Origin of the sequence: Stenotrophomonas bentonitica (assembly GCF_002887735.1) — a bacterium.
In the GTDB taxonomy this organism is placed as follows: Bacteria; Pseudomonadota; Gammaproteobacteria; order Xanthomonadales; family Xanthomonadaceae; genus Stenotrophomonas; species Stenotrophomonas bentonitica_A.
This window is the reverse complement of the sequence record NZ_PKQP01000005.1, coordinates 276,242-300,456: the sequence shown is the minus strand read 5'-3', so window position 1 is coordinate 300,456 and position 24,215 is coordinate 276,242. Positions and strand designations below refer to the sequence as shown.

General features: G+C 68.0%; 21 protein-coding genes, 1 other RNA gene and 1 pseudogene. 8 read left to right on the top strand and 15 right to left on the bottom strand.

Features of this window, described 5'->3' with window-relative positions; all coding sequences use genetic code 11:
• Window positions 1-9: 9 nt before the first annotated feature.
• The 9 genes from murG to mraZ are packed head-to-tail and all read right to left on the bottom strand — an operon-like array spanning window position 10 to window position 9,924.
• Complete coding sequence (gene murG, locus C0R07_RS12170; RefSeq protein WP_019182486.1) at window positions 10-1,104, bottom strand: undecaprenyldiphospho-muramoylpentapeptide beta-N-acetylglucosaminyltransferase; 1,095 nt, start codon at window positions 1,102-1,104, stop codon at window positions 10-12.
• Window positions 1,101-2,429 (bottom strand): putative lipid II flippase FtsW, encoded by a 1,329-nt coding sequence (gene ftsW, locus C0R07_RS12165; RefSeq protein ID WP_019182487.1) that lies wholly within the window; start codon window positions 2,427-2,429, stop codon window positions 1,101-1,103. Before ftsW ends, murG begins: the two co-directional genes overlap by 4 nt.
• The gene (gene mraY / locus C0R07_RS12160; RefSeq protein ID WP_019182488.1) at window positions 2,429-3,514 is read right to left on the bottom strand and encodes a phospho-N-acetylmuramoyl-pentapeptide-transferase; all 1,086 of its coding nucleotides are present in this window, start codon (window positions 3,512-3,514) and stop codon (window positions 2,429-2,431) included. The genes ftsW and mraY overlap by 1 nt, the downstream gene beginning before the upstream one ends.
• Window positions 3,504-4,898 carry a UDP-N-acetylmuramoyl-tripeptide--D-alanyl-D-alanine ligase gene (locus C0R07_RS12155; RefSeq protein ID WP_102789018.1) on the bottom strand — a complete coding sequence of 465 codons (1,395 nt, stop codon included), beginning with the start codon at window positions 4,896-4,898 and terminating at the stop codon, window positions 3,504-3,506. Before C0R07_RS12155 ends, mraY begins: the two co-directional genes overlap by 11 nt.
• The gene (locus tag C0R07_RS12150) at window positions 4,895-6,397 is read right to left on the bottom strand and encodes a UDP-N-acetylmuramoyl-L-alanyl-D-glutamate--2,6-diaminopimelate ligase (RefSeq protein WP_102789017.1); all 1,503 of its coding nucleotides are present in this window, start codon (window positions 6,395-6,397) and stop codon (window positions 4,895-4,897) included. The genes C0R07_RS12155 and C0R07_RS12150 overlap by 4 nt, the downstream gene beginning before the upstream one ends.
• The gene (locus C0R07_RS12145) at window positions 6,394-8,238 is read right to left on the bottom strand and encodes a peptidoglycan D,D-transpeptidase FtsI family protein (protein ID WP_070471720.1); all 1,845 of its coding nucleotides are present in this window, start codon (window positions 8,236-8,238) and stop codon (window positions 6,394-6,396) included. The genes C0R07_RS12150 and C0R07_RS12145 overlap by 4 nt, the downstream gene beginning before the upstream one ends.
• Window positions 8,235-8,498 (bottom strand): cell division protein FtsL, encoded by a 264-nt coding sequence (gene ftsL / locus C0R07_RS12140; protein ID WP_019182492.1) that lies wholly within the window; start codon window positions 8,496-8,498, stop codon window positions 8,235-8,237. The genes C0R07_RS12145 and ftsL overlap by 4 nt, the downstream gene beginning before the upstream one ends.
• On the bottom strand, window positions 8,495-9,463 hold the full coding sequence (gene rsmH / locus C0R07_RS12135; RefSeq protein WP_102789016.1) for a 16S rRNA (cytosine(1402)-N(4))-methyltransferase RsmH: 969 nt from the start codon (window positions 9,461-9,463) through the stop codon (window positions 8,495-8,497). The genes ftsL and rsmH overlap by 4 nt, the downstream gene beginning before the upstream one ends.
• A 14-nt stretch (window positions 9,464-9,477) precedes the next feature.
• Window positions 9,478-9,924, bottom strand: coding sequence for a division/cell wall cluster transcriptional repressor MraZ (gene mraZ / locus C0R07_RS12130; RefSeq protein WP_019182494.1), 447 nt, complete (start codon window positions 9,922-9,924; stop codon window positions 9,478-9,480).
• A 324-nt stretch (window positions 9,925-10,248) separates the two neighbouring features.
• Between mraZ and C0R07_RS12125 the strand changes: the two genes are divergently transcribed.
• Entirely contained in the window at window positions 10,249-11,025 is a 777-nt protein-coding gene (locus tag C0R07_RS12125) for an NRDE family protein (protein WP_070471718.1), read from the top strand.
• A gap of 26 nt (window positions 11,026-11,051) precedes the next feature.
• An RNA gene (gene rnpB / locus C0R07_RS12120) (RNase P RNA component class A) lies at window positions 11,052-11,402 on the top strand.
• A 279-nt stretch (window positions 11,403-11,681) separates the two neighbouring features.
• On the opposite strand, the gene rsmI is transcribed toward rnpB, so the two are convergent.
• Window positions 11,682-12,503 (bottom strand): 16S rRNA (cytidine(1402)-2'-O)-methyltransferase, encoded by an 822-nt coding sequence (rsmI, locus tag C0R07_RS12115; protein WP_070426616.1) that lies wholly within the window; start codon window positions 12,501-12,503, stop codon window positions 11,682-11,684.
• 79 nt (window positions 12,504-12,582) lie between these two features.
• Between rsmI and C0R07_RS12110 the strand changes: the two genes are divergently transcribed.
• Genes C0R07_RS12110 through C0R07_RS12095 form a run of 4 tightly spaced genes read left to right on the top strand, consistent with a single transcriptional unit; the run spans window position 12,583 to window position 16,608 of the window.
• Complete coding sequence (locus C0R07_RS12110) at window positions 12,583-14,304, top strand: penicillin-binding protein activator (RefSeq protein ID WP_102789038.1); 1,722 nt, start codon at window positions 12,583-12,585, stop codon at window positions 14,302-14,304.
• A gap of 5 nt (window positions 14,305-14,309) precedes the next feature.
• Complete coding sequence (locus tag C0R07_RS12105; RefSeq protein WP_070471766.1) at window positions 14,310-14,678, top strand: YraN family protein; 369 nt, start codon at window positions 14,310-14,312, stop codon at window positions 14,676-14,678.
• Complete coding sequence (locus C0R07_RS12100; protein ID WP_070471716.1) at window positions 14,678-15,217, top strand: metal-dependent hydrolase; 540 nt, start codon at window positions 14,678-14,680, stop codon at window positions 15,215-15,217. The genes C0R07_RS12105 and C0R07_RS12100 overlap by 1 nt, the downstream gene beginning before the upstream one ends.
• Window positions 15,217-16,608 (top strand): FAD-binding oxidoreductase, encoded by a 1,392-nt coding sequence (locus tag C0R07_RS12095; RefSeq protein WP_102789015.1) that lies wholly within the window; start codon window positions 15,217-15,219, stop codon window positions 16,606-16,608. The genes C0R07_RS12100 and C0R07_RS12095 overlap by 1 nt, the downstream gene beginning before the upstream one ends.
• 86 nt (window positions 16,609-16,694) lie before the next feature.
• Here the strand turns inward: C0R07_RS12095 and C0R07_RS12090 are convergent.
• The 4 genes and pseudogenes from C0R07_RS12090 to C0R07_RS12075 form a co-directional block, all read right to left on the bottom strand.
• A pseudogene (locus tag C0R07_RS12090) lies at window positions 16,695-17,312 on the bottom strand (autotransporter outer membrane beta-barrel domain-containing protein); the annotation flags it as partial.
• A 32-nt stretch (window positions 17,313-17,344) separates the two neighbouring features.
• On the bottom strand, window positions 17,345-18,205 hold the full coding sequence (locus C0R07_RS20130; RefSeq protein ID WP_254427834.1) for a fimbrial protein: 861 nt from the start codon (window positions 18,203-18,205) through the stop codon (window positions 17,345-17,347).
• A gap of 155 nt (window positions 18,206-18,360) precedes the next feature.
• Window positions 18,361-18,870, bottom strand: coding sequence for a fimbrial protein (locus tag C0R07_RS12080; RefSeq protein WP_070471713.1), 510 nt, complete (start codon window positions 18,868-18,870; stop codon window positions 18,361-18,363).
• Between the two features lie 33 nt (window positions 18,871-18,903).
• Window positions 18,904-21,348 (bottom strand): fimbria/pilus outer membrane usher protein, encoded by a 2,445-nt coding sequence (locus C0R07_RS12075; RefSeq protein ID WP_254427833.1) that lies wholly within the window; start codon window positions 21,346-21,348, stop codon window positions 18,904-18,906.
• 460 nt (window positions 21,349-21,808) lie between these two features.
• On the opposite strand from C0R07_RS12075, the gene C0R07_RS12070 reads away from it, so the two are divergent.
• Together C0R07_RS12070 and C0R07_RS12065 are read left to right on the top strand one after the other, a co-directional pair.
• On the top strand, window positions 21,809-22,321 hold the full coding sequence (locus C0R07_RS12070; RefSeq protein WP_070471763.1) for a fimbrial protein: 513 nt from the start codon (window positions 21,809-21,811) through the stop codon (window positions 22,319-22,321).
• A 70-nt stretch (window positions 22,322-22,391) separates the two neighbouring features.
• Window positions 22,392-23,120 carry a fimbrial biogenesis chaperone gene (locus C0R07_RS12065; RefSeq protein WP_390329024.1) on the top strand — a complete coding sequence of 243 codons (729 nt, stop codon included), beginning with the start codon at window positions 22,392-22,394 and terminating at the stop codon, window positions 23,118-23,120.
• Window positions 23,121-23,160: 40 nt separating this feature from the next.
• Here C0R07_RS12065 and thiL read toward each other — a convergent pair whose 3' ends face one another.
• Window positions 23,161-24,126, bottom strand: coding sequence for a thiamine-phosphate kinase (gene thiL / locus C0R07_RS12060; protein ID WP_070471710.1), 966 nt, complete (start codon window positions 24,124-24,126; stop codon window positions 23,161-23,163).
• Window positions 24,127-24,215: the final 89 nt, after the last annotated feature.

The following is a 24,215-nucleotide window of genomic DNA, read 5'->3' as shown; positions in this document are numbered from 1 at the left end:
TAGCGGTGTTCATTTGGATTCCTCGAGAATGATGTCGGCGATGCGCTCAGCGGCATCGACCTTGGCCAGGGCACGCGCGGCGTTCGCCATCTGCATGCGTCGGGCGGAATTTTCGGACAGATCGCGCAGCACGCCTTCCAACTGCGTCGCCAGCGTTTCATCCTGCTTCAGCAACACGGCCGCGCCGCGCTCGACCAGATACTCCGCATTGCGGGTCTGGTGATCGTCGACGGCCGCCGCGAACGGCACCAGCACGCTGCCCACACCGACCGCGCAGAGCTCGGCCAGGGTGGAGGCACCGGAGCGGCACACGACCAGATCGGCCCAGGCGAACGCCTCGGCCATATCGGCGATGAAGGGTTCCACGCTTGCCTGCACGCCGGCATCGGCATAGGCCTGCAGGGCTTCGGCATGCAGCTTCTCGCCGCTCTGGTGACGCACCTGCACCGGCATGCCGGCGCCCAGTGCGGCCAGCGCCTTGGGCACCGCGTTGTTGAGCACGCGTGCGCCCTGGCTGCCACCGAGCACCAGCAGGTGCAACGGGCCCTGGCGATTGGCCAGGCGCAGATCCGGCGGCGTGATCGCGGCGATCTCGGCACGCACCGGGTTGCCGACCGCTTCCTCGCGTTTGGCGAAGCTGCCCGGGAAACCGGCCAGCACGCGGCGCGCGACGCGCGACAGCACGCGGTTGGTCATGCCCGGGGCGCGGTTCTGTTCGTGCACCAGCAGCGGCAGGCCATGCAAGCGCGCGGCGATGCCGCCGGGGCCGGAGGCGAAGCCACCGAAGGCGATCACCGCACGCGGCTGGCGATCGCGGATCAGGAAGCCGGCCGCGCGGATCGCACGCAGCAGCCGCAGCGGCGCGCCGAGCAGGGCCAGTTTGCCCTTGCCGCGCAGGCCGCCGATGGCCAGCGTGTCGATGGGGATGTCGTGCTGCGGCACCAGGCGCGTTTCCATCGCGCCATCGGCCCCCAGCCAGGTCACCGGCACGCCGCGCTCGCGCAGCACCTTGGCCACGGCCAGGCCCGGGAAGATGTGCCCCCCGGTACCACCGGCCATGATCATGACCGGGCGACGGGACGGATCGAGACGAGGCGTGCTCATCCCATCCTCCCCAGCGTCGGCTCGATGCGCTGCTGCATGCGGCTGGTGCCACGGGTGGAACTGTCGCGCGGTGCCGCATCGCGGTTGCCGCTGTCCTGCATCGCTGCGGCGACCGCACTGGCGCTCTCGGCCCTGGGCGTATCCCCCGGCAGCGGCCCCTCCTGGTCGGCACCCATGCGCACGGCCTGGCGGCGCTCGGCGCGATCCAGTTCGTAGGAGACGCGCAGCAGCAGGCCCATCGCCACGCAGGTCATCAGCACGCTCGAGCCGCCCGAGGAAATCAGCGGCAGGGTCAGCCCCTTGGTCGGCAGGATGCCGAGGTTGACCCCGATCGAGACGAAGCTCTGCATGCTGATCCACAGGCCGATGCCGAAGGCGATGTAGCCGGAGAAGTGGCGCTTCATTTCCACGCAGCGCATGCCCAGCCAGAAGGTGCGGCCGACCAGCAGTGCGTACAGCGCGATGATCAGGCAGGTGCCGAGGAAGCCCAGCTCTTCGGCGGTGACCGAGAAGATGAAGTCGGTATGCGCTTCGGGCAGGTAATAGAGCTTCTGCACCGAGTTGCCCAGGCCCACGCCGGTCCACTCGCCGCGGCCCACGGCCATCAGCGCGTTGGACAGCTGGTAGCCGTCGCCCTGCTGGTCGGCCCACGGGTCCAGGAAGGAGGTGATGCGGCGCATGCGGTACGGTTCGATGATCGCCAGCGCGCTCATGCCGACCATGCCGATGATCACCGGCATGGACATGCGCGGCATGTTGACCCCGCCCAGCACCAGCATGCCGGCGGTGATCGCCAGCAGCAGCGTGGACGAGCCGAAGTCCGGCTGCAGCAGCAACAGCACCACCAGCGCGCCGGCCACGCCGAGCGGCTTGAGCATCGCCGGCCAGGTGGCATTGACCTCATCGCGGAAGCGGACCAGGTAGCTGGACAGCCACACGATGTAGAGCACCTTCACCGCTTCGACGGTCTGGAACTTGGAGATGCCCAGGTTGATCCAGCGGCGGGCACCGTTGACGCTGCTGCCCAGGCCCGGGATGAACACCACCACCAGCAGCGCGAAGCAGCCCAGCAGCAGGATCTGGTTGTACTGCTCGATGCTCTTGAGCTCGGTGCGCATGGCGATGATCGCCAGGCCGATACCCACCGCCAGGAAGATCAGGTGGCGGTTGAGGTAGTAGAACGGGCTGCTCATCAACGCGATCGAGCTCGACGCGACCATCACCACGCCCAGCCCGGTGAGCGCGATGATCGCGCCCAGCAGCCACTTGTCGAAGTGGCCTCCGATGGCTTCCAGGCGGGTGGCTTGGCGCGAGAGGTCGTTCATCAGCGGACCTTCAACGTGGCCAGGCCGATCAGGACCAGCACGACCGAGATGATCCAGAAGCGCACGATCACGCGCGGCTCCGGCCAGCCCTTCAGTTCGAAGTGGTGGTGGATCGGCGCCATGCGGAACACGCGCTTGCCGGTCAGCTTGAACGAGGCGACCTGGATCATCACCGACAGCGTCTCGATCACGAACACGCCACCCATCACCACCAGCACCAGTTCCTGGCGGGTGATCACCGCGATCGTGCCCAGCACCGCGCCCAGCGCCAGCGCGCCGATGTCGCCCATGAAGACCATGGCCGGATAGGTGTTGAACCAGAGGAAGCCCAGCCCTGCGCCGGCGATCGCCGCGCAGATGATGACCAGCTCACCGGCGCCCGGGATCTGCGGGATCTGCAGGTAGCTGGAGAACACCACGTTGCCCGAGGCGTAGGCGAACACGCCCAGCGCGCAGGCGACCAGCACCGTCGGCATGATCGCCAGCCCGTCCAGGCCGTCGGTCAGGTTGACCGCGTTGGAGAAGCCGACGATCCAGAAGTAGGCGATGGCCACGAAGCTGATGCCGGCCAGCGGCAGCGCGATCGACTTGAACATCGGGATGTAGAACGTCATCGCCGCCGGGACATCGGCGGTGTAGAACAGGAACAGACCGGCCGCGAGGCCGAAGATCGACTGCAGCAGGTACTTCCAGCGCGACTTCAGGCCGTTGGGATCACGACGGACGATCTTGATCCAGTCGTCGTACCAGCCGATCGCACCGAAGCACAGCATCACCGCCAGCACCAGCCAGACGTAGCGATTGCGCAGGTCGGCCCACAGCAGCACCGACAGCGTGATCGTCAGCAGGATCAGCGAACCGCCCATGGTCGGCGTGCCGGCCTTGGAGAAATGGGTCTGCGGCCCGTCCTTGCGGATCGGCTGGCCGCCCTTGAACTGGGCAAGCTTGCGGATCATCGCCGGGCCGAGCCACAGCGACAGGAACAGGGCGGTCAGCGCCGCGAGGATGCCGCGCAGGGTCAGGTAGCCGAACAGCCCGAACAGGCTCTCCAACTGCTGCAGCCATCGGGCCAGTTCAAGCAACATTGGGGGTTTCCTCTCCTTGCGCGAGCAGCGCTTTGACGATCGTGTCCATGGCGCTGCCACGCGAGCCCTTGACCAGGCAGCGCACGCCGGCATGCAGTTCGGTGGCGAGCGCGGCGGCCAGGGCCTGGTGGCTCTGGAAATGCTGGCCGCCTTCACCGAAGGCGGTCGAGGCGGCGGCGCTCAGCGGACCGAGCGTGTACAGCCGCGCCAGGCCAGCCTCGCGCGCACGGCGGCCGGCCTGCGCATGCAGCGCCTCGCCGTCCGGGCCGAGTTCGCGCATGTCGCCAAGCACCAGCCAGCCTTCTTCCTTCGTGCCTGCCAGGGCATCGATGGCCGCGGCCAACGAGCCGGGGTTGGCGTTGTAACTGTCATCGATCAGCACCGCGCCATTGGGCAGCTGGTGCGCGATCTGGCGGCCGGGGACCGGCTCGGCGCGGGCCAGGCCGGCGGCGATCTGCGCCACCGGAAGGCCTGCGGCCAACGCCAGCGAGGCAGCGGCCAGGGCATTGCTGATGTTGTGCCGGCCCGGCAGGCCCAGCGTGATCTCTGCATCGCCCTGCGGCGTGGACAGCACGAACTGGCTGCCCTGCGCGGCCGGACGGATCGCACGTGCGGTGACATCGGCGCTGTGGTCCAGGCCGTAGCGCAGCACGCGGCAGCGCGACGGCTGGCCGACGATGTGCTGTTCGAACCAGATCCCGAAGGCGTCATCGGCATTGATCACAGCCACGCCATCGGAGGGCAGCGCCGCGTAGATCGCACCCTTGGTGGTGGCCACGCCCTGCAGGCTGCCCATGCGCTCCAGATGCGCCGGCGCGATGTTGTTCACCAGCGCGTAGTGCGGGCGCACGATCTCGGTGAGGTAGGCGATATCGCCCGGCTTGCCGGCGCCCATCTCGTAGACGGCGTAGTCGGCATCTTCCGGCGCATCGAGCACCGCCAGCGGCAGGCCGATCTCGTTGTTGCGGTTGCCCGGGTTGGCGTAGACCACCTTGCGGTCGTCCCGTGCCACCTGCTCCAGAATCGCCAGCAGCAGGCTCTTGACGCTGGTCTTGCCGTTGCTACCGGTGATCGCGAACACCTCGGTGCCGCGGTCGCGCTGCATGCCGGCGGCGATGCGGCCCAGGGCGTGCTCACTGTCGGCAACCACGATCTGCGGCAGGGCCACATCCAGCAGGCGCTCGACCAGCATCGCCGAAGCACCGCGCGCCAGGGCGTCGGCTGCGAAATCATGACCATCGAAACGCTCGCCGCGCAGCGCCACGTACAGGCTGCCCGGGGCAAGCGTGCGGGTGTCATTGCTGATCGCATCGATGGCGGTGTCTTCGCCATGGATCTCGCCACCGGCCCAATGGGCGATCAGCGACAGCGGTGTGCGCTTCATGGGGCCTCCCTGCGCAGCGTGCCCACGTTGTCCACACGCGCGGCCAGCACTCGGCCGGCAACCTCGGTGTCGTCGAAGGCGTGCTTGACCCCGTGGATCTCCTGGTAGGGCTCATGTCCCTTGCCGGCGATCAGCACGATGTCGCCCGTGCCGGCCTGGCCGATCGCAGCAGCAATCGCGGCGGCACGGTCGCGCTGCACGGTGACCGCCGCGGGTGCGTCAAATCCCTTGAGGATGTCGGCCACGATCACGTCGCCGTCTTCGCCGCGCGGATTGTCGTCGGTGACGATCACCACGTCGGCATGCTGTTCGGCGATGGCGGCCATCTGCGGGCGCTTGCCGGTATCGCGCTCGCCGCCGCAGCCGAACACGCAGACCAGGCGGCCGGCCAGATGGCCCTGCACGCTGGTCAAGGCCTGTTCCAGTGCATCCGGGGTGTGGGCGTAATCGACCACGACGGTGGGCAGGCCACCCTCGCCGCCCAGGCGGTTCATGCGGCCGGCAATCGGCTGCAGCTGCGAGAGCAGCGCGGCGATCGCGGCCGGGGCATGGTCCAGCGCATACAGCGCACCGGCTACGGCCAGCAGGTTGTCCACGTTGAAACGGCCGAGCAGCGGCGACTGCACCGGATGGCGCTGGCCGTCGACCACCAGGTCGAAGGCGATGCCGCGCCCATCCAGGGTGAGTGAATCGGCACGCAGGGTGGCCTGTGCGGCACCGCGCGAGCTGACGCCGATCGGGCGGACGCTCTCGCCGATGGTGCGCAGCAGCTCGCTGCCAAAGCTGTCATCGAGGTTGACCACGGCAGCCTTCAGGCCGTCGCGGTGGAACAGCCTGGCCTTGGCCGCACCGTACTGCGCCATGTCGCCGTGATAGTCGAGATGGTCGCGGGTGAGATTGGTGAACACCGCCACGTCGTAATGCACGGCGTCCACGCGGCCCTGGTCGAGCGCGTGCGAGCTGACTTCCATCGCCACGGCCTGGGCGCCGGCATCGCGCAGCTGCGCCAGCACCTCATGCATCTGCAGCACCAGTGGCGTGGTGAACCCGGTCGGCACGACGTCGCCGTACAGACCCACGCCTAGCGTGCCGATGCTGCCACTGGCGGTGCCGAGCAGGTGCCAGGCCTGGGCCAGCAGCTGCACGGTGGAGGTCTTGCCGTTGGTGCCGGTCACGCCGACCATCGTCATCGCGCGCGAGGGATGGCCGTGGAACTGGTCGGCCATCGCACCCATGCGGTTGCGCAGGCCCGGCACGGCGATCGCATCGGCCGGGGCCGGCAGTTCGGCCGGGGCCGGCGGGTCGAACAGGATCGCCGCAGCGCCATTGGCGCGCGCCTGGTCGACAAACCCCAGCCCGTGCGCGCCGAAACCGGCGATCGCCACGAAGGCGTTGCCCGGGCGCACCGCGCGGCTGTCCAGCACCAGGCCGGTGAGGGTCGGATCGTGGCTCAGTGCCACATCGGGAAGCAACTGCGAAAGCAACATCGTCTGGCTCATTGGGTGCCTCCCTGCGCGGGCGGCACCGTGGCGTGCGCGCTGGGCAGCGCGGCATCGAATTCTGCGGCGGCGTCGGGTGCGATCACCGTTTCCGGCGGCGGCATCGGCAGCACCGAGGCCGAGTGGCCCATCTTTCCGGACTGCTGGGCGGCCAGCCACGACTCGATGTCATCCGGCGGCACGTCCATCAGGCGCAGTGCGCCTTCCATCACGTTGTGGAACACCGGTGCGGACACCAGGCCGCCGTAGTACTTGCCGGCCTGCGGGTCGTTGATGACGATCACCGTGGCAAAGCGCGGGTTGGTGGCCGGCACCACGCCGGCGAACAGCGCGTTGTAATGCCCGCGCTCGTACCCGCCCGGGCCGGCCTTTCGGGCCGTACCGGTCTTGCCGGCCACGTGGTAGCCCAGCACCGCGGCCTGCTTGGCGCCGCCCTGGGTGACCACGGTTTCCATCATCGCCACCACTTCCTTGGCGATGCTCTCATCGATGATCTGCTTGCCTTCGTTGCGCTGGCCCTTGACGAAGGTCGGCGCGATCAACTTGCCGCCGTTGCCCAGCGCCGAGTACGCCGTGGCGATCTGCAGCGGGGTGACATTCAGGCCGTAGCCGTAGGACATGGTGGTCTTGGACGAGCCGCTCCAGCGCGCCGGGCGCGGCAGCACGCCGGCCGATTCGCCGGGGAAGCCGCTGTGCGGCGACACGCCGTAGCCGAAGCTGTGCACGTGGTCGTAGAAGACCTGGTCCGGCATCTTGGCCGCGATCTTGGCCGCGCCGATGTTCGAGCTGCGGGTGATCACGCCGGTGACGTTGAGCACGCCGTTGTTGCGCGGCACGTCCTTGATGGTGAAACGCCCGACAGCCATGTAACCCGGGTTGGTATCCACCGTGGTGTCCTTGGTGACCACGCCGGACTGCAGCGCCGAGGCGATGGTCAGCGGCTTCATGGTCGAGCCGGGCTCGACCAGATCGGTCACCGCGCGGTTGCGACGGGTGTCCGGCGCAGCGCCACCCACGGCATTGGGGTTGTAGGTCGGCAGGTTGACCATGGCCAGCACTTCACCGGTAGCCACGTCCATGATCACCATCGAGCCGCCGGCCGCCTTGTTGGCGATCAGCGCGTTGCGCAGCTCCTTGAAGGCCAGGAACTGGATGCGGCGGTCGATGCTGAGGGTGAGGTCCTTGCCCGGCTCGGCGGCGCGCAGCAGATCGCTCTCGACGGTGTCGCCCTTGCGGTTGCGGATCACGCGCTTGGCGCCGGCCTTGCCGCGCAGCCATTCGTCGAAGGCCAGCTCCAGTCCTTCCTGGCCGCGGTCGTCGATGTTGGTGAAGCCCAGCACGTGCGCCATCGCCTCACCCTGCGGGTAGAAGCGGCGGAACTCGCGCTGCGAGGCCACGCCCGGGATCTTCAGCGCGACCACCTTTTCCGCGTCGTCCGGATTGATCCGGCGGCGCAGGTACATGAATTCCTTGTCCGCCTTCTGCGACAGCTTGGAGGTCAGCTCGTCCAGCGGCATGCCCAGCGCGGTGGCCAGCTCCGGGATGCGGTCCGGGGCGCGCAGCAGTTCCTGCGGGTTGACCCAGATCGAGGCGACCGGCGTGGAGACCGCCACCGGCTCACCGTTGCGGTCGGTGATCATGCCGCGCGAGGTGTTGATCGGCAGCTCGCGCAGGTAACGGGCTTCGCCCTGGCGCTGGTAGAACTCGCTGTTGATGATCTGCACGTAGGCAGCGCGACCAACCAGCGAGACCGAGCACAAGCCCAGCGCCAGCCCCACCCACTTCAGGCGCTGGCGGAGGTTGAAGCTGTTGCGCGCACGGTTGCGGCCGGACTTGTTCATGGCCGGATCACCACGACATCGGCCGCTTCGGGGAACTTCATGCCCAGGCGCTCGCGGGCGACGCGGTCGACCCGGGTGGCCTCGGCCAGGGTGGCCTGCTCGAGCTGCAGGCGACCGAACTCGATGTTGATCTCATCGCGCGCCCGCTCGACCCGGGACAGCTCCACGAAGGTCTGGCGGTGGCGATGGCGCATGAACACCACGCCGATCGCCGAGGCGACGGTGCAGGCCAGCAGCACGATCAACAGCAGGCGGCTCATCCGGCCACCTCGCACTTCTCGGCGACGCGCAGCACGGCGCTGCGCGAGCGCGGATTGACCGCCAGCTCGTCATCGTCGGCCTTGATGGCGCCGCCGTGCAGCACCAGGGTCGGCACGAACGGCTGCGCCTCGGGCAACCGGCGGTTGCTCGGCGGGGCCTTGGCATGGCGGTTCATGAACTGCTTGACGATGCGGTCTTCCAGCGAATGGAAGCTGATCACGGCCAGGCGGCCACCGGGCTTGAGGCGCGCCAGGGCGGCATCCAGGCCGGCCTCTAGGTCGGCCAGTTCGCGGTTGATGTGGATGCGGATCGCCTGGAAGCTGCGCGTGGCCGGGTTGATCTTGTCCTTGCCACGCGGCATCACCGAGGCGATCACCTCCGCCAGCTCGGCGGTGCGGGTGAAGGGTTGCTTGTCGCGGCGGGCGACGATGGCCTTGGCGATGCGGCGGCTCTGGCGCTCTTCGCCATAGGTCCAAAGGATATCGGCGATCTCGCGCTCTTCGGCACGGTTGAGCCACTGCGCCGCGCTTTCGCCGCTGTCCGGGTCCATGCGCATGTCCAGCGGGCCGTCCTTGCCGAAGCTGAAGCCACGCTCGGCGACATCCAGCTGGGGCGAGGACACGCCCAGGTCGAACAGCACGCCATCCAGGCCCTGCGCCGTGGCCTCCCAGTGCAGCAGATCGGCGAAGCTGCCACGGAAGATCGAGACGCGCGGGTCCGGCGCGAAATCACGCTCGGCTACCGCAATCGCCTCGGGATCCTTATCCATGACCAGCAGCCGGCCTCCGGGACCGAGTTGCTCGAGCACGCCGCGGGCGTGACCGCCACGACCGAACGTGCCATCGAGATACACTCCGTTTTCGATCACCTTCAGGCCATCCAGGACCTGCGTGTACAGGACCGGCAGGTGGCCTGCCGGCGACTGCGACACCGGAAGGTGACCGGTCTGCGCTGCTCCGCGCATCCGGGCACCCCGGCTCACAACTTCAGGTCGAGCAACCCATCGCCGAGATCCTCGTCAGACAACGTCTGCTGGATCAACGCGCGATGAGCCTGCTCGCTCCACAATTCGAATTTGTCGCCCATACCGAGCAGCACCGCCTTCTTTTCAATGCCAACGGCACCACGGTGGCTGGCGGGAATACTGATGCGGCCATTGCCGTCCAGCTCCAGATGCGCGGCCGAACCGACCAGCTTCTGTTGCAGGAGGCGCACGACGCGCTGTGTGTTGGGCTTGGACATGACGTCATCACGGACGCGTTCCCATTCCTGTTCGGCGTACAGCCAGAGGCAGCCGGACTCGAACGGGTTGTAGGTCAGGACCAGACGGTTGTTGCTCACACGCGCGACAAGGTCGCGATGCGCGGTCGGAACCGCCATGCGCCCTTTGTCGTCAACAGTGATGGCCGTCTCGCCTTGAAACACGACGTTTTCACCTTTCCTTCGCCTGGTGAAACATTGAACCACGAAAAACCACAAAAAACCCGGTTTCCCCTCTCATGCCCACCTTAGCAGTGCCGATTGGGTTGTCAACAACTTTGCGAAGGGGAAATCACTTTGAACATCAAGGGCTTGCAGCAATGTTTAGAGACTTGTTCAAGGCTTATCCACAAGTTGCTGTTTCGTCTCATTTTTTGAGATTTCGCCGAAGTTCAGGCCTGTGGAGACCGCGTGAAACATCGCCGCGTATTCAGTCCTGACGCGGTCGGCATCGTCTCGCCGCTGCGCAGAACCGGCACAATGTGAGGCATGTGTCTGCTCGCCCTCGCATGGAAAACACACCCCCTCTGGCAGCTGGTGATGGCCGGCAACCGCGATGAGTTCCACGCGCGGCCCACCGCCGCGCTGGCGCGCTGGTCTCCGCCGGATGAGGCCGTGGCCGCCGGCCGCGACCTGCGCTCGGGCGGGACCTGGGCCGGGATCGGCGCGCAGGGTCGGATGGCGGTGGTGACCAATGTCCGCGACCCGCTGGCCCGGCAGACCGGCCCCTCGCGCGGCGCCCTGGTGGCCGGCTACCTGCGCGACGATGCGCCGGCGGCCGTCTTCGCCGACCAGCTCGCCGCACGCGCGGTCGAGTTCGCCCCCTTCAACCTGGTGCTGGCCGACCGCGGCAGCTGCCAGTTCCTGGGCAACCACCCCCTGCACCGCCAACCGCTGGCCCCGGGCATCCATGGCGTGTCCAACGGGCCGCTGGACGCGCCGTGGCCGAAAACCGTGACATTGAACGCAGCGCTGCGCGCGTGGGTGGACGCCGGCAGCGAGGACCTGACCCCGCTGTGGGACGCCCTGCGCGATGAGACCCGCGCCGACGACCGCGCCCTGCCCGACACCGGCATCGGCCTGGCGCGCGAGCGCTGGCTGTCCTCCGCCTTCATCCGCAGCCCCGAGTACGGCACCCGCGCCAGCACGATCATCGCGCTGGACGCCAATGGCCACGGCTTCATCGCCGAGCGCCGGTTCGATGCGGAGGGTGTCTGCATCGGCGAGACCCGGCTGACGACCACGCAGCTGTCTGCGCCGAGGTGACGTGAATGTGGGACAATGCGCACGGCGGAGTCGGCCAGACAGTCGCGTCATCCCTTGCGGATGCCGAGGAAAGTCCGGGCTCCACAGGGCAAGGTGCCAGGTAACGCCTGGGCGGCGCGAGCCGACGGAAAGTGCAACAGAAAGATACCGCCTACGTTTCCTTCGGGAAGCCGGTAAGGGTGAAATGGTGCGGTAAGAGCGCACCGCGAGTCTGGCAACAGACCGGCACGGCAAACCCCACCTGGAGCAAGACCAAATAGGGACCTAATGGCGTGGCCCGCGTCGGGTCCGGGTAGGTTGCTTGAGCGCTGCGGTGACGCAGCGCCTAGAAGAATGACTGTCCACGACAAAACCCGGCTTATCGGCCGGCTCCGCCGCTTTTTTCGTCATGACGAAAAAGCCCCGAGGTTTGCAGCGCAAACCTGGGGCCCCGGGCCACCAGCGCCCAGTTCCCCGCGGCTGTCGCCGCGCCCCCCTTTACCAAAGGGGGCTGTGCATCCAGACGGTTGGCGTGGGCCGGCATTCAATCTGCACGCGCGGTAGAACCACCCCATGGGTGGCTGCCACACGTTCTGGCACCGCGTGCAGCCACCCATGGGGTGGCTACCTTCTTTGGCACCGCGTGCAGCCACCCGTGGGGTGGCGCGACCGGCCGATCAACCGCCGTACAGGGCTTTTCTGGGGGCACCGGTGAGTTCGGCGGCGAGCTTGGCTGCGGTGGACGGCGGGAGGTGTTCGCTGAGCTTGGCGTACATGCGGCGGCCGGCGGCCAACTGAGCCTCCTCATCGTCGGCCGCGCCCTGCACCATCACCACGAACTCGCCCTTGCGCTGGTTGTCGTCCGCCTCGACCTGCTGCAGCAGCGAGGCCAGGTCGCCGTCCAGCACGGTCTCGAACAGCTTGGTCAGTTCGCGCGCCAGCACCGCCGGCCGCTCGGGCCCGAACGCAGCCATCATGTCCGCCAGCGATTCGGTGATCCGGTGCGAGGATTCGTAGAACACCAGGGTGCGGGTCTCACCGGCCAGCGCGTTGAGGCGCTCGCGGCGGCCGGAGGCCTTGGCCGGCAGGAACCCTTCGAAGGTGAAGCGGTCGCTGGGCAGGCCGGCCACGCTCAGTGCGGCAATCGCGGCGCAGGCGCCGGGCACCGGGCTGACCTTGATCCCGGCTTCGCGCGCGGCGCGGACCAGGCGATAGCCCGGGTCGCTCACCAGCGGGGTGCCGGCGTCGCTGACCAGCGCCAGCGACTCACCGGCCAGCAGGCGCGCCACGATCCGCTGCGACAGCGCTTCCTCATTGTGATCGTGCAGCGCCACCAGTGGCTGCTGGATGCCGAAGTGGGCCAGCAGCTGGCCGCTGCGGCGGGTGTCCTCGGCGCAGATCGCGGCCACCGAACGCAGCACGTCCTGTGCCCGCGGGGTCAGATCGGCGAGGTTGCCGATCGGGGTGGCAACGACATACAGCGTGGGGACAGCACTCATCAGCGGCTCTTCCGTGGTCAAGGGTAGAATCGTACCGTTCCCCGGCCACGGCCGCTGCCCCCATCGAATGGACCTGATCATGAACAAGCCCGTCGTAAGGATCTCCGCCCTTTCGTTGTCGCTGATGCTGCTTGCCGGCTGCGCCACGACCAGCTTCACCAGTGCGCCGGATTCGCCGGCCCAGAGCCAGGCCTTGGCGCTGATCGAGCAGGGCAAGCCGCGCGATGCGGCGGTCCAGCTGGAAGCCCTGGCCAACACCCTGCGCGGCAGTGCCCGCAGCGCCGCGCTGGCCGATGCCGCCTTCGCCTGGCACGAAGCCGGCGATGCCACCCGCGCCCGCACGCTGCTGGCCCAGGTCACTGCGCGCCAGCTCAGCGGCGCCAGCCTGCAGCGGTATCAGCTGACCACCGCCGAGCTGGCCCTGGCCGACAAGCAGCCGGCGCAGGCGCTGGCCGCACTGAAAGAATCGGCCGAGGCGGTCACCCCATCGCTGCGTACCCGCTGGCAGTTGGCGCGCGCCAACGCACTGCAGGCCACCGGCGACAACCTCGGTGCCGCGCTCGAGCGCGCCCGTGCGCACGCCGCGCTGACCGGCAAAGCGCGTACCGACAACCAGCAGGCCATCGCCGGCCTGCTCGGCACGCTGGACGATGCCACCCTGCGCGCCCGCGCGGCGGCACTGCCGGCCAACGAGCCGCTGTACAACTTCGCCGGCCGTGCGCTGATCGCCCGGGGCCTGCCGCTGCCGCGTCCGTTCGATCGCGAAGGCGCCTCGCAGTTCGATACCAGCAAGCGCCCGCCGGCGATGAGCGATGGCTATCGTCCGCCCGTGAAGATGGCCGTGCTGCTGCCGCTCAGTGGCCGCCTGGCCACCGCCGCGCAGCCGGTCCGCGATGGCCTGCTCAGCGGTTACTACGGTGAAACCCGCCGCCGCCCGGACATCCAGTTCATCGATACCGCCGGCACCGCGGCCGGGGCCGTGGCGGCCTACGACAAGGCCGTGACCGCCGGCGCCGATTTCATCGTCGGCCCGCTCGGCCGCGACGAAGTGGATGCCGTGTTCGGCCGCCGCGAGCTTCCGGTGCCGGTGCTGGCGCTGAACCGCGGCAAGGACACCCCGCCGGCCGGTAGCGCCGGTTTCTCGCTGGCCCCGGAAGACGACGGCATCATCGCCGCCGAGTATCTTCGCGGCCGCGAACGCAGCAAGGTGCTGGTGATCCACAGCAACGATGACAACGGCCGCCGTGCCGCTGCCGCCTTCCGCGAGCGCTTCGCGCAGCGTGGTGGCCAGGTGGTGGCGACGATCGGCGTCAGCGACACCGTCGGTGATATCGGCGCGCAGGTGCGTGCCGCCGGTGCCATCGACGGCGTGCTGCTGGCGGTCAAGGCACCACAGGCGCGTGCGCTGACGCCGCAACTCGCACTGGCCGGTGCCGGCGGCGCCACCCGCGTCGGCACCTCCCAGCTCACCGCCGGCGCCGGCAAGCCCGAAGAAGACATGGCGCTGGACGGCATCGTCTACCCGAACGAAGCCTGGAACGTGCGCGGCGTGCCCGGCCTGCCAGCCGCGTCCACCGCCGGGCAGATCCTGCCCTCGGCACGTGGCGCCTCCGGTCGGCTGTTCGCGTTTGGTTTCGACGCCTGGAAGATCAGCGCCTACCTGGACAAGGTCGCCACCGAAGGCGGCCTGGCCGGCGCCACCGGCACCCTGTTCCTGGACAGCAACGGCAACGTGTTGCGGGTACCGGCGTGGTCGACCTTCAGCGGCGGCCGGCCGATGCCGATCGCCAGCAGCAACTGATCGGCGTGCCGACAGGGCGCGCGCTACGTGGCGCGGCGGTGGAAGCCGCCGCGCAGCACCATCTCCGTGAGGCCGGGCTGCGCCCGGTCACCACCAACGCGCGTTATCGCCGCGGTGAGATCGACCTGATCATGCGCGACGGCGATGTCGTCGTGTTCGTGGAAGTGCGCTACCGCGCCAGTGCCCGCTTTGGCGGCGGCGCGGCCTCGGTGGACCTGCGCAAGCGACGCAAGCTGGTGATCGCCGCGCAGTTGTTCCTGCAATCGCATCCCTGGCTGGCCGAGCAGCCCTGCCGCTTCGACGTGGTTGAAGCCAGTGGCGAGCCGCCGCAGCTGAACTGGCTGCGCGACGCGTTCCGGCTGGACGACTGCTGATGCCCTCCATCTTCACCCACGCCGCCATTCCGCTGGCGCTGTGGTGCGCCGCGGATCGCGGTCGCATCGCCGCGCCGTTGCTGGCCGCGGGCGTGGTCGCGGCGATGCTGCCCGACGCCGATGTGCTGGCCTTCGCGCTGCACATTCCCTATGCCGACAGCTTCGGCCACCGTGGGGCCAGTCATTCGATCGTGTTCGCTGCGGTGCTGGCCGTGCTCGCTGCGGTACTGCATACGCGCCTGCGCGCCAGTGCAGTGCAGGCCGCCGCGTTCGTTGGCATCAGTGCGCTGTCGCACCCGCTGCTGGACGCGCTCACCTCCGGCGGGCTGGGTGTTGCCCTGTGGTGGCCATGGAGTGGCGAGCGGTTGTTCGCACCGTGGCGCCCGATCCGTGTGTCGCCGTTCGCCGGGCAGTTCTTCAGCGCGCGCGGGCTGGCCACTGTTGTATCTGAACTGCGTTGGGTGTGGTTGCCGCTGGCCGCCGCCGTGATCGGCTGGAGGCTGATCCAACGCGCCCCTGTGAATTCCCGGAACGCCTGATGTCGACCACCCCCGCCCTGCCCGCCGCCTTCTTGTCCACCGTGCATGCCCTGCTGGGCGACGACGGCTGGCGCACCGATGACGCCGTGCTGGCCGCCCACGCGCAGGACAACTCCTGGCGCAGCCAGTTGCCGCTCGGCGTGGCGTTTCCGCGTGACCGCGAGCAGGTGGTGGCGCTGGTCCGCGCCTGCCGCACGCACCATGTGGCCGTGGTGGCGCGCGGCGCGGGCACCGGCACCACCGGCGCGGCGGTACCGGTCAACGGCAGCATCGTGCTGTCGTTCGCGCGCATGGCGCGCATCCTCGACATCCAGCCCGGCAACCGCTGCGCGGTGGTCGAACCGGGTGTGCTCAACGGCGACCTGCAGCAGGCGCTGATGCCGCACGGCCTGTTCTGGGCACCGGACCCGTCCAGCGCCGACATATGCAGCATCGGCGGCAACCTGGCGTGCAATGCCGGTGGCCCGCGCGCGGTGAAGTACGGCACCAGCCGCGACAACGTGCTCGGGCTGGTGGCGGTGACCGGCGCAGGCGACCTCATCCACTGCGGCGGCGCCTACACCAAGGACGCCACCGGCTACGACCTTACCCACCTGCTGGTGGGCAGCGAAGGCACCCTGGCGCTGATCGTGGAAGCCACGCTGAAGCTCACCCCGCTTCCGGTCGCCCAGGCCGGGCTGCGCGTGTTGTATCGCGATGCCGATGCGGCCGCGGCGGCCGTGTCGCGGCTGATGGCGCAACCGGTGGTGCCCACGCGGCTGGAATTCATGGACGCGCGCAGCCTGGAGCTGCTGCGTCGCAATGGCGCCGACGTGCCCGAGGCCGGCGCGATGTTGCTGGTGGAAGCCGACGGCGACCACGACACCCTGCCCTACCTGCTGCAGGCACTGGCCACCGCCGCCGAGGGCGACGGCATGATCGCGTTGGACGTGGCGATGGAAGGGGCCGCGCGCGAAAAACTGTGGGCCGCGCGCAAGGCGCTGTCGCCCGCGCTGCGCAGCATCGCCCCGGGCAAGATCAACGAAGACGTGGTGGTGCCGGTGTCGCGCATCCCCGACCTGGTGGCCGGCGTGCAGGCGCTGGCGCGCGAATACGCGCTCACCATCGTCACCTTCGGCCATGCCGGCAACGGCAACCTGCACGTCAACATCCTCTACCACCCCGACGACGCCGACGAAAACGCACGCGCGCATGCGGCGCTGCCGAAGATCTTCGAACTGACGCTGGCGTTGGGCGGCACGTTGTCGGGCGAGCATGGCATCGGCCTGGCCAAGCGCGACTTCATGGCCAAGGCGTTCAGCGCGGCCACGCTGGCAACGATGCGCGCGATCAAGGCCGCGCTGGATCCGGATGGCATCCTCAACCCAGGCAAGGTGCTGCCGCCGGGGTGACACCCGCCGGGCATGGCCCGGCGCTACCGGTTACCCGGGGTCGGATCCCATTGCCAAGCAATGGGCTCCGACCCCGGCACTGTCGCTTACCAGGCCATGCGCAGGCCCACCTGGCCACCCACATTGCGGTAACCGTGGTCACCCCGCTGCACGGTCAGGCCACCCCATGCGCCCCAGCGCTGGCCCAGCTTCAACTCGGCACCGGCCTGCATTTCATAGCGGTTGCGCGGCACATCCGCACCCAGCGTGTCACCGTTGAACTGCAAGGCGCTGGTGCCGCTGCCGCGCAGCCAGTTCCCCCCCAGGTACGTGCCAGCTGCAGCGCCATGACCGAACACGCGCACAGCCCGGGCGCCCGTTCAGGCCACCGGCATCGGCACGATCGATCGCCGTGCAGTTGTGTTCCATGGCGATCAGCGTCGAAGTCGACATACGACAGCTGCGGCTGCAGATACAGCTGGCTCGACGCACCCTGCCAGACGTTGAACGTGTAACCGGCCTCCAGCGACGCCCTGGCCATCCGCGAATCGTATTGCTCCGGCTCCAGGCCGATACCCCTCACGCGGTTGTCGAAACCGCCGTACTGCACGTTCGTATCCATATAGGCGCCGTGAGTGCCCTCGCCATCCTGCAACCAGGTGCCATAAACACCCAGCGGCAGTACCACGCACGCGGCCGGTAGCGGTGTAGCCGGTCAGATCCGCCTGCGACGCTGGCGAAACTCCCGACATCGCCGCTACCAGTAATCGACGTTCAACACCGCCTCCCCCTTGATGATGCCGGGCGTGAGTGTCTCCGTGGTGCGGATGTAGCGCGCCGTGAACTCGTGGTTATGCATGCCGCCCACCCCCGGGTCGAAATCCCACTGCTGGCCGAACTGGACCTCGCTGCCTGCACGCATCAGCTGCACACGGACACCGCCGGCATCCGAACCCGCACTGGGTGTCAGCTGGCTTCCGGTATTGCCAGGGTCTGCAGCATCATGCAACGAGATCCTGGCCCGGGGCGTATCCGCGCCGCAATCCATCCGAATGGCCACCACTTTCTCTCCTGCCGTGCTGCCTGGTGCGGACAACTCGGCGAAATCGACATCCCGCAGGTCCTCCGCCGCGTCCAGCAGCGGGCACGTGACGTGTGGGAATTTCAGGTTGATCCTGAGCGGAATCGTGAGTCCCAGCGAAGGAAAATCAGGCGCATCGATCTTGAGGCTGCCTGACATCTCATAGGTGCGCATGGGAGTTCCCCGTGAGAAAGCGTAGGCGCGAAAATTGAAATCGGCTTTGGGGCTCTCCGTTGCCGCTATATCCATGACATACGGTGTGGTACTACCCGGAGTGACGGGTTGAGCAGACCATCCTATGACCTGCATGAACGCAAAGCCGATCAACGGCGAATCATCCGCAAAGTCGTAAACGGGCAGCGTCATTCCGTCATAGCTGATGGTACCTGCCGGCCTGAGTCCAGGCATATCCAGCGTGAGCGCCATATCATAGAGGCCGGGGACACTGCATGCGCTGAAGTTGGCAACGGCACCGCCGTAATCCATGAACCGTCCCTCGGAGGGCGGCGAGGAGCTGTAGGTCTTGTCGAAGTTCATCGGGTAACCCCGGCTTGTCGTACACGCAACTGCAGTCGCGCAGAAGCCAAGTGAACACAGCAAGCCGATCGCCATGCGCAGTCCGGAGTGCCTTGCCCGCCTGATTTGGCGCGCGGCGCTGATCATGCTTCTGGTCGGCGTGGGTACATTCGTTCTCATTCGTAGTCCGCCGTCACCACGATCTCCGTGGAAACCCCACCGGCTTCGGGCACGCCTGCGGGAGGCAGGTAGTACGCCGCTCTCAGGTCGTAACGCGCGCTGGTGCCGGTCACCGGCACATCGATGCCGGTGTCGCCGTCCTTGAGATAGGTGCTGCCGGTGGTACCCGACAGCAGCGAAATCGACACGCCACCGGCCGGGTCGGTAGCTTCGGTGTTCTTCCAGCGCGTCGCATCGCCGTCGGCAGCGGTGCCGGCGAAGGACAGCACCGCCTTGCTCACGCCCACGCAGCCGTTGAACTCCAGCGCGCCGGCCTTGATCTGGCTGTCCGTGCCGGGGGTGAGGTCGCTGGTTTTGACCGGGTCCAGATCGATCCGCGCATCCGTAAGCGTGCAGGTGCCGGGCAGCACCCGGCCGCTGATGGTGAGGGTGGCGCTGTCGGCCATGGCCAGCGGCGCCACGGCCAACAGAGCGGTGCACAGGGTCAAGCGGTTGAACAGATTCATGCAGAACTCCAGATAGGGAAAGGAAAGAAAGACTCAGAACGACGCTGCGCTGGACACATCCAGAGCGGCCTGCAGACCCGGGCTGGGCGCGGGCAGCGGTGTGCAGACCGCCTGGCTCCAGGACAGCCCGTAGGCATCCGGGGCATCGGGCGTGGTGTAGTGCAGGCGACAGCGCTGTGGACCATCGGGATCGACGATCAACTGGCCGTGTTCGGGCGCGCCGCGCAACTGGATCACCCCGCCCTGCCCGACCGCACCGAATGCGCGGCCGGCCTCGTCTTCAACGCGGGCGGCGAACGGCAGGGGCTGGCCCAGCGCGTCGGTGGCATCGATGAACAGCGTGCGCTCGCGCTTGGCGTTGAAGGCCACCCGCACGATGCTGCCGGCGGTGGGGGCGACACGCTGCGAGGTCTGCAGCAGTTCCACATCCAGCGGCAGGCCGGACGGGTCCAGGTCGATCTGGTTCCAGCGGTAGGGGCTGACGTGCGGCAGCAACGCATAGCCATTGCGCGCCACCCGGGTATCGCTTCCGTACCCGACCTTTGCCCCATGCGCACCCTCGGCCTGGATCAACGCAAAGCCGTCGCCCACCGGGGCGCCGAGGTTGACGCCGCCGCCATGCAGCACCACGCTGCCGGCCGCGCTGGCCGACACCGCGCTGTAGTCGCCGGAACGGGTATACCCCGCGCTGAAGGTGCCACGTCCGCCCTGGTAGGTGGTGTAGGCACTGGTACTGCGCTGGCCGTTGCTGGCATCGCTGGCCGACAGGCTGTAACTCAGTGCGCGGTCCTCACCCAGCGTGCCGTTGATGCCCAGCTGCGCCTGGTGACCGGCAGCGGACTGCCCGACCTGGCTGCTCAGGCGCGGCGCACTCGGGCTGCGGCCCAGCGGCACGCTCACGTTGAATGCATAGCGGGTGTCCTGGCGGCCGTTGCCCAACTGGTAGCGCATCGCGGAGATGCCGTAGTTGGCGCGGCCCCAGGTGCTCTGGAAGCGCAGCTGGAAATCGTTCTGGCGGTCGGCGCTGTCCCAGTAGCTCACATGGCCCCCGCTCAGCGACAGCGTGCTGCGCTCGCCCACTCGCTGCGAGAAGTTCACCTGGTAGCGCTGGCGCGCACGGCGGCCATAGCCCCAGTCGTCGCTGCGTGCGTCGGCGAAGTCGGTCAGGGTGAGATAGCCCTGCGTGCTGTAGCGGTGCGCGGCCAGGCCGAAGTTGGTGCCGGTGGCGGCAACATAGCGCTGGAAGTTGAGCCGCACACTGTTGCCGGTCACCTGCTCGCCGTTGCTCAGGCGTGCGCGCGAATGGGTGATGTCGGCACCGAACGCGCCGATCGGCGTGTTCACCGCACCGCCGACCAATGCCGCCTGGAAACCTTCACTGGCCTGTACGCCGCCCAATGCGGTGAAGCGGTTGCTGATGCCGCGTGCGTAGGTGCCTTCGGCAAAGCGCAGGTCTTCACCGCCGCGACGGGAGGCGCGCAGTTCACCAGCGGTGGCGCTGAAGCGGCTGGCGCCGGGGCGCAGCGCCTGCGGCACCGCCGAGAAGCTGACCTTGAAGCGCTGGGTCCGGCCGTCGGCTTCGGTGACAGTCACGTCCAGGTCGCCGCCGAAGTTGGTGGGGTACAGATCCTCGATGGAGAACGGCCCCGGCGCGACGGTCACCTCATGGATGACATGGCTGTTCTGGCGGATGGTGACCACCGCGTTGCCCTCGGCAATGCCCTGCACCACCGGGGCAAAGCCGCGCAGCGAATCGGGCAGCATGCGCTCGTCGGTGGCCACGCGTGCACCGCTGAAGGCCACGCTTTCAAACAACTCGCCGCCGGTGCTGCTCTGGCCGATCAGCAACTGGCTGTTGAGCCACGGCAGGTCGCGCTGCAGGTGGCTGCTGATCACATCGTGTCGCGAACCGTGCGTGCCCTGGCTGAACGACGCGCGATGGCGCAACCGCCAGGCACCCAGATTGATGCCCGCATTGACGCTGGCGTAGGTGTTGTCCTGCCCTTGGCTGCGATTGTGGTTGACGTTGTAGTCGAAGAATCCTGCCGTGACGCCATAGTCGCGCTGCGCCGGTGCCACGTAGCCACGCGCGGTGCTGACCTGTGCGGCCTGCGGAACCGTCACCAGCAGCTGCAACGCGCCGCTGTCGAAGCTGACCGTGGCGCCCGGCACGATGGCCACCAGGTCGACACAGGCCGACGCATCATCACCCAGTGGCGTCAGGTAGGCATCCTTCAGACCCAGTTCGCGCACCAGTGCCACCGGCAGGCACGGCACGGCGCCCTGTTCGCCCGGCACGAAGGTGATGTCGCGGCTTTCGCGGAACGCCCCGTTGACCACCAGGTCCAGCGGGTACACGCCTGGCGCCATCGGATTGCCCTGCGCGTAGCGCTGCAGGTCGATGGCCTCGCCGCCGATCAGGAACCCCTCGCTGAACTGCAGGCCGTCGAGCGGATCGGCCCGGCTTGGCGCGACCATACCCAATGCCAGCGAGACGGCGATAGCCGTTGCCAAGCAGTGGCGCGTGCGACGACGAGGCGGAGCGAAGACTGGCGAGCATGCATTCATGGCGACGATCATTCGACGTCGGCTGAAACCGACATCTCCCTGTGGATGAGGGGTCGCAGCGTAGGGGTCTACCGCGCGTCATCCCATGCAATTAGTTGCAATGCTCAATGCAACCCTTAGAACTAGAGAGATTTTGCCTATCTAAGTTTCAAGCGCATTCATTTTCAGCGTCACCCGATCTGCAGTTTTTGAAATGCGGCGGATTCCCTATAGGTGTCACGCGCGGGCACGGTGCGCCGTGCATTGAACGCCACCTGTACAAACGGCGGCCATTTAAGACACCGCCTATCGTTTGCAACTTATTGCATGGTTCCGAGATATGTCTGGAACGACACTGCGCTCCTCGTATTTTCCAACCCGAGTGCAGATCATGTTGAACAAATTGAATGTAGCGATCATTTCCCTGCTGGCTGCCACGGCCGCACCGTCGGCCATGGCCGAGAAGCTGGAGATCACCGGCGAGCTGATGACCTCCACCTGCGCGGTGGACTCCACCGGCGGCACCATCACCGTGGCCATGGGCCAGGTCGACCTGAAGTCGGTCAACGCCAACACCCGTGCCGGCCAGAAGAACTTCAGCATCGGCCTGGACTGCTCCGGTTCGGGCAGTTCCCAGGAGGTGGGTGTGCGCTTTGGCGGCACGCCGCATGGCAGCACCGGCAACCTGGGTGTCGCTCCGGGCGGCGCGCAGAACGTGGGCGTTGCGCTGTACGACGCCGCCGGTGCGCACCAGAAGATCGGTGAAGATCCCACGCAGTGGGTGGTCATTCCTGCCGACGGCAAAGGCCAGCTGGACTACAGCGCGTGGTACGCCTCGCCGGGCCAGGACGCAACGGCCGGCAAGGCCGATGCCTCCGGTGATTTCGTGGTGCTCTACAAGTAACTCAACGCCCTTTCGCCGTACCTGCCGCACGTGCGGCAGGTACGGCACTTTCTTCTGGAGCAGGTGAGCAATGAACATGCGCATTACATCCCGGGCGTTCGCCCTGGTGACGCTGCTGCTGGCGAGCCATGCCTCGCTGGCCGCGGTTACGCTGCAAGGCACCCGCATCGTGCACGACGCAGGCAAGGGTCGCGACGTCACAGTGAAGGCAAGCAACGGTGGCGACCAGCCGGCCATGGTGCAGGTGTGGGTGGACGCGGGCGATAGTCATGCCCGGCCGGAGAACGTGCGCACGCCGTTCCGGCTTACCCCGGCCGACCCGCGCCTGCTGCAGGCGCATCAGGGCCAGGCCTATCGCATCACCTATGCACCGCGCCCGTCGGAGGCACCGCTGCCAACCGACCGCGAATCGGTGTTCTATTTCAACCTGCTGGACATTCCGCCCAAGCCGACCGATGCCGCAGGCAAGAATCTGCTGCAATTCGCCGTGCGCACGCGTGTGAAGCTGTTTCACCGTCCCGCAGGGTTGCCCGGCAACGCCCGCGATGCCGCGGCTGCGCTGGTATGGACCGGTGCGGGCAATGCCTTGCAGGTCACCAACCCTACCGCCTACCACGTCACCCTGAGCACGCTGACGCTGGCGGACGGCCGCAAGGTGGAGGTGGACATGATCGCCCCGGGCCAGCAGGTGCGCTACGCGCTGCCGGCGGGTGCCCCGATGCCGGCGAAGGTGACGTTCCAGTGGCTGGACGACTACGGCACGCCGCGGGACCAGCAGGCGACCGTGAGCATCCCGTAACACCCGCATCGCGACCGTGGCGCCGGGCTCTGCCGGCTGCTCACTCCGCGAAGTGCTGGTAGCCGCCGGGCCCGGTTTCGCCTTCGCACTGCACGCCCTGCCCTTCCACGATGCGGCCGATGCGGGTGAGCGGCAGGCGCAGCGATTCGGCCACGGCATGCAGCGCCTCGCGCTGGTCGGCGGCGGCGGTGAAGCACAGTTCGTAATCGTCGCCGCCGCGCAGGGCACACGCACGCGCGGCGTCGCGGCCAAGCACCGCACGCAGCGCCGGTGACAGCGGCACGGCGTCGGCATCCACTTCGGCACGCACGCCACTGCGCGTGGTGATGTGGCCCAGGTCGGCCAGCAGGCCGTCAGAGATATCCACGGCAGCATGCGCGAAGGCGCGGAGGCGCAGGCCCAGCGTCACCCGTGGGGTCGGCCGCAGCAAGCGCAGGCGCAATGTTTCGTAGTCACCCAGCACGGTGGCGGTGGCGATGTTCAACTCACCGCGCTGCCACAGCTGCAGGGCACCGGCGGCGTCGCCGAGTGTGCCGCTCACCCAGATGTCATCGCCCACCTGGGCGCGGTCGCGGCGCAGCGCCTGGCCGCGTGCCACCTGCCCCATCGCCGTGACCGACAGCGACAGCGGGCCACGCGTGGTGTCGCCGCCGATCAACGCGATGGCGTGTTCGTCGGCCAGCGCGAAGAAGCCGTCGGCGAAGGATTCGATCCAGTCCGGGTGCGCGTCGGGCAGCGACAACGCCAGCGTGCACCAGGCCGGGCGTGCGCCCATGGCAGCCAGGTCGGACAGGTTGACCGCCAGGGTCTTCCAGCCGATGTCGAAGGGCATGGTCTCGGCCGGGAAATGCACGCCGCTGTTGAGCGTGTCGGCGGTGACCACCAGCTGTTCGTTCGGGCGCGGCTGCAGCAGCGCGGCGTCATCGCCGATGCCGAGCACCACGTCGTCGCGCTCGGCGGTGCGGGCACGGATGCGGTCGATCAGGGCGAATTCGGCAAGGGACATGGGGCGCTCCCGCGGTTGTGCGTGCCGCGCAGTGCGCGGTGGGGCGGTTGTACGTGCCGCGCGGCGTGCGGTTGTCGGTAGTGCCGGCC

Bases quoted from the DNA above. Each gene is read 5' to 3' on its own strand.
- C0R07_RS12095 (WP_102789015.1), top strand. From the start codon at position 15,217: ATGTCGACCACCCCCGCCCTGCCCGCCGCCTTCTTGTCCACCGTGCAT.
- C0R07_RS12065 (WP_390329024.1), top strand. From the start codon at position 22,392: ATGAACATGCGCATTACATCCCGGGCGTTCGCCCTGGTGACGCTGCTG.
- C0R07_RS12110 (WP_102789038.1), top strand. From the start codon at position 12,583: ATGAACAAGCCCGTCGTAAGGATCTCCGCCCTTTCGTTGTCGCTGATG.
- thiL (WP_070471710.1), bottom strand. From the start codon at position 24,126: ATGTCCCTTGCCGAATTCGCCCTGATCGACCGCATCCGTGCCCGCACC.
- C0R07_RS12150 (WP_102789017.1), bottom strand. From the start codon at position 6,397: ATGAGCCAGACGATGTTGCTTTCGCAGTTGCTTCCCGATGTGGCACTG.
- C0R07_RS12070 (WP_070471763.1), top strand. From the start codon at position 21,809: ATGTTGAACAAATTGAATGTAGCGATCATTTCCCTGCTGGCTGCCACG.
- murG (WP_019182486.1), bottom strand. From the start codon at position 1,104: ATGAGCACGCCTCGTCTCGATCCGTCCCGTCGCCCGGTCATGATCATG.
- C0R07_RS12080 (WP_070471713.1), bottom strand. From the start codon at position 18,870: ATGAATCTGTTCAACCGCTTGACCCTGTGCACCGCTCTGTTGGCCGTG.
- C0R07_RS20130 (WP_254427834.1), bottom strand. From the start codon at position 18,205: ATGAACTTCGACAAGACCTACAGCTCCTCGCCGCCCTCCGAGGGACGG.
- ftsW (WP_019182487.1), bottom strand. From the start codon at position 2,429: ATGAACGACCTCTCGCGCCAAGCCACCCGCCTGGAAGCCATCGGAGGC.
- C0R07_RS12075 (WP_254427833.1), bottom strand. From the start codon at position 21,348: ATGGTCGCGCCAAGCCGGGCCGATCCGCTCGACGGCCTGCAGTTCAGC.
- C0R07_RS12155 (WP_102789018.1), bottom strand. From the start codon at position 4,898: ATGAAGCGCACACCGCTGTCGCTGATCGCCCATTGGGCCGGTGGCGAG.
- rsmI (WP_070426616.1), bottom strand. From the start codon at position 12,503: ATGAGTGCTGTCCCCACGCTGTATGTCGTTGCCACCCCGATCGGCAAC.
- ftsL (WP_019182492.1), bottom strand. From the start codon at position 8,498: ATGAGCCGCCTGCTGTTGATCGTGCTGCTGGCCTGCACCGTCGCCTCG.
- C0R07_RS12100 (WP_070471716.1), top strand. From the start codon at position 14,678: ATGCCCTCCATCTTCACCCACGCCGCCATTCCGCTGGCGCTGTGGTGC.
- rsmH (WP_102789016.1), bottom strand. From the start codon at position 9,463: ATGCGCGGAGCAGCGCAGACCGGTCACCTTCCGGTGTCGCAGTCGCCG.
- C0R07_RS12145 (WP_070471720.1), bottom strand. From the start codon at position 8,238: ATGAACAAGTCCGGCCGCAACCGTGCGCGCAACAGCTTCAACCTCCGC.
- mraY (WP_019182488.1), bottom strand. From the start codon at position 3,514: ATGTTGCTTGAACTGGCCCGATGGCTGCAGCAGTTGGAGAGCCTGTTC.
- C0R07_RS12125 (WP_070471718.1), top strand. From the start codon at position 10,249: ATGTGTCTGCTCGCCCTCGCATGGAAAACACACCCCCTCTGGCAGCTG.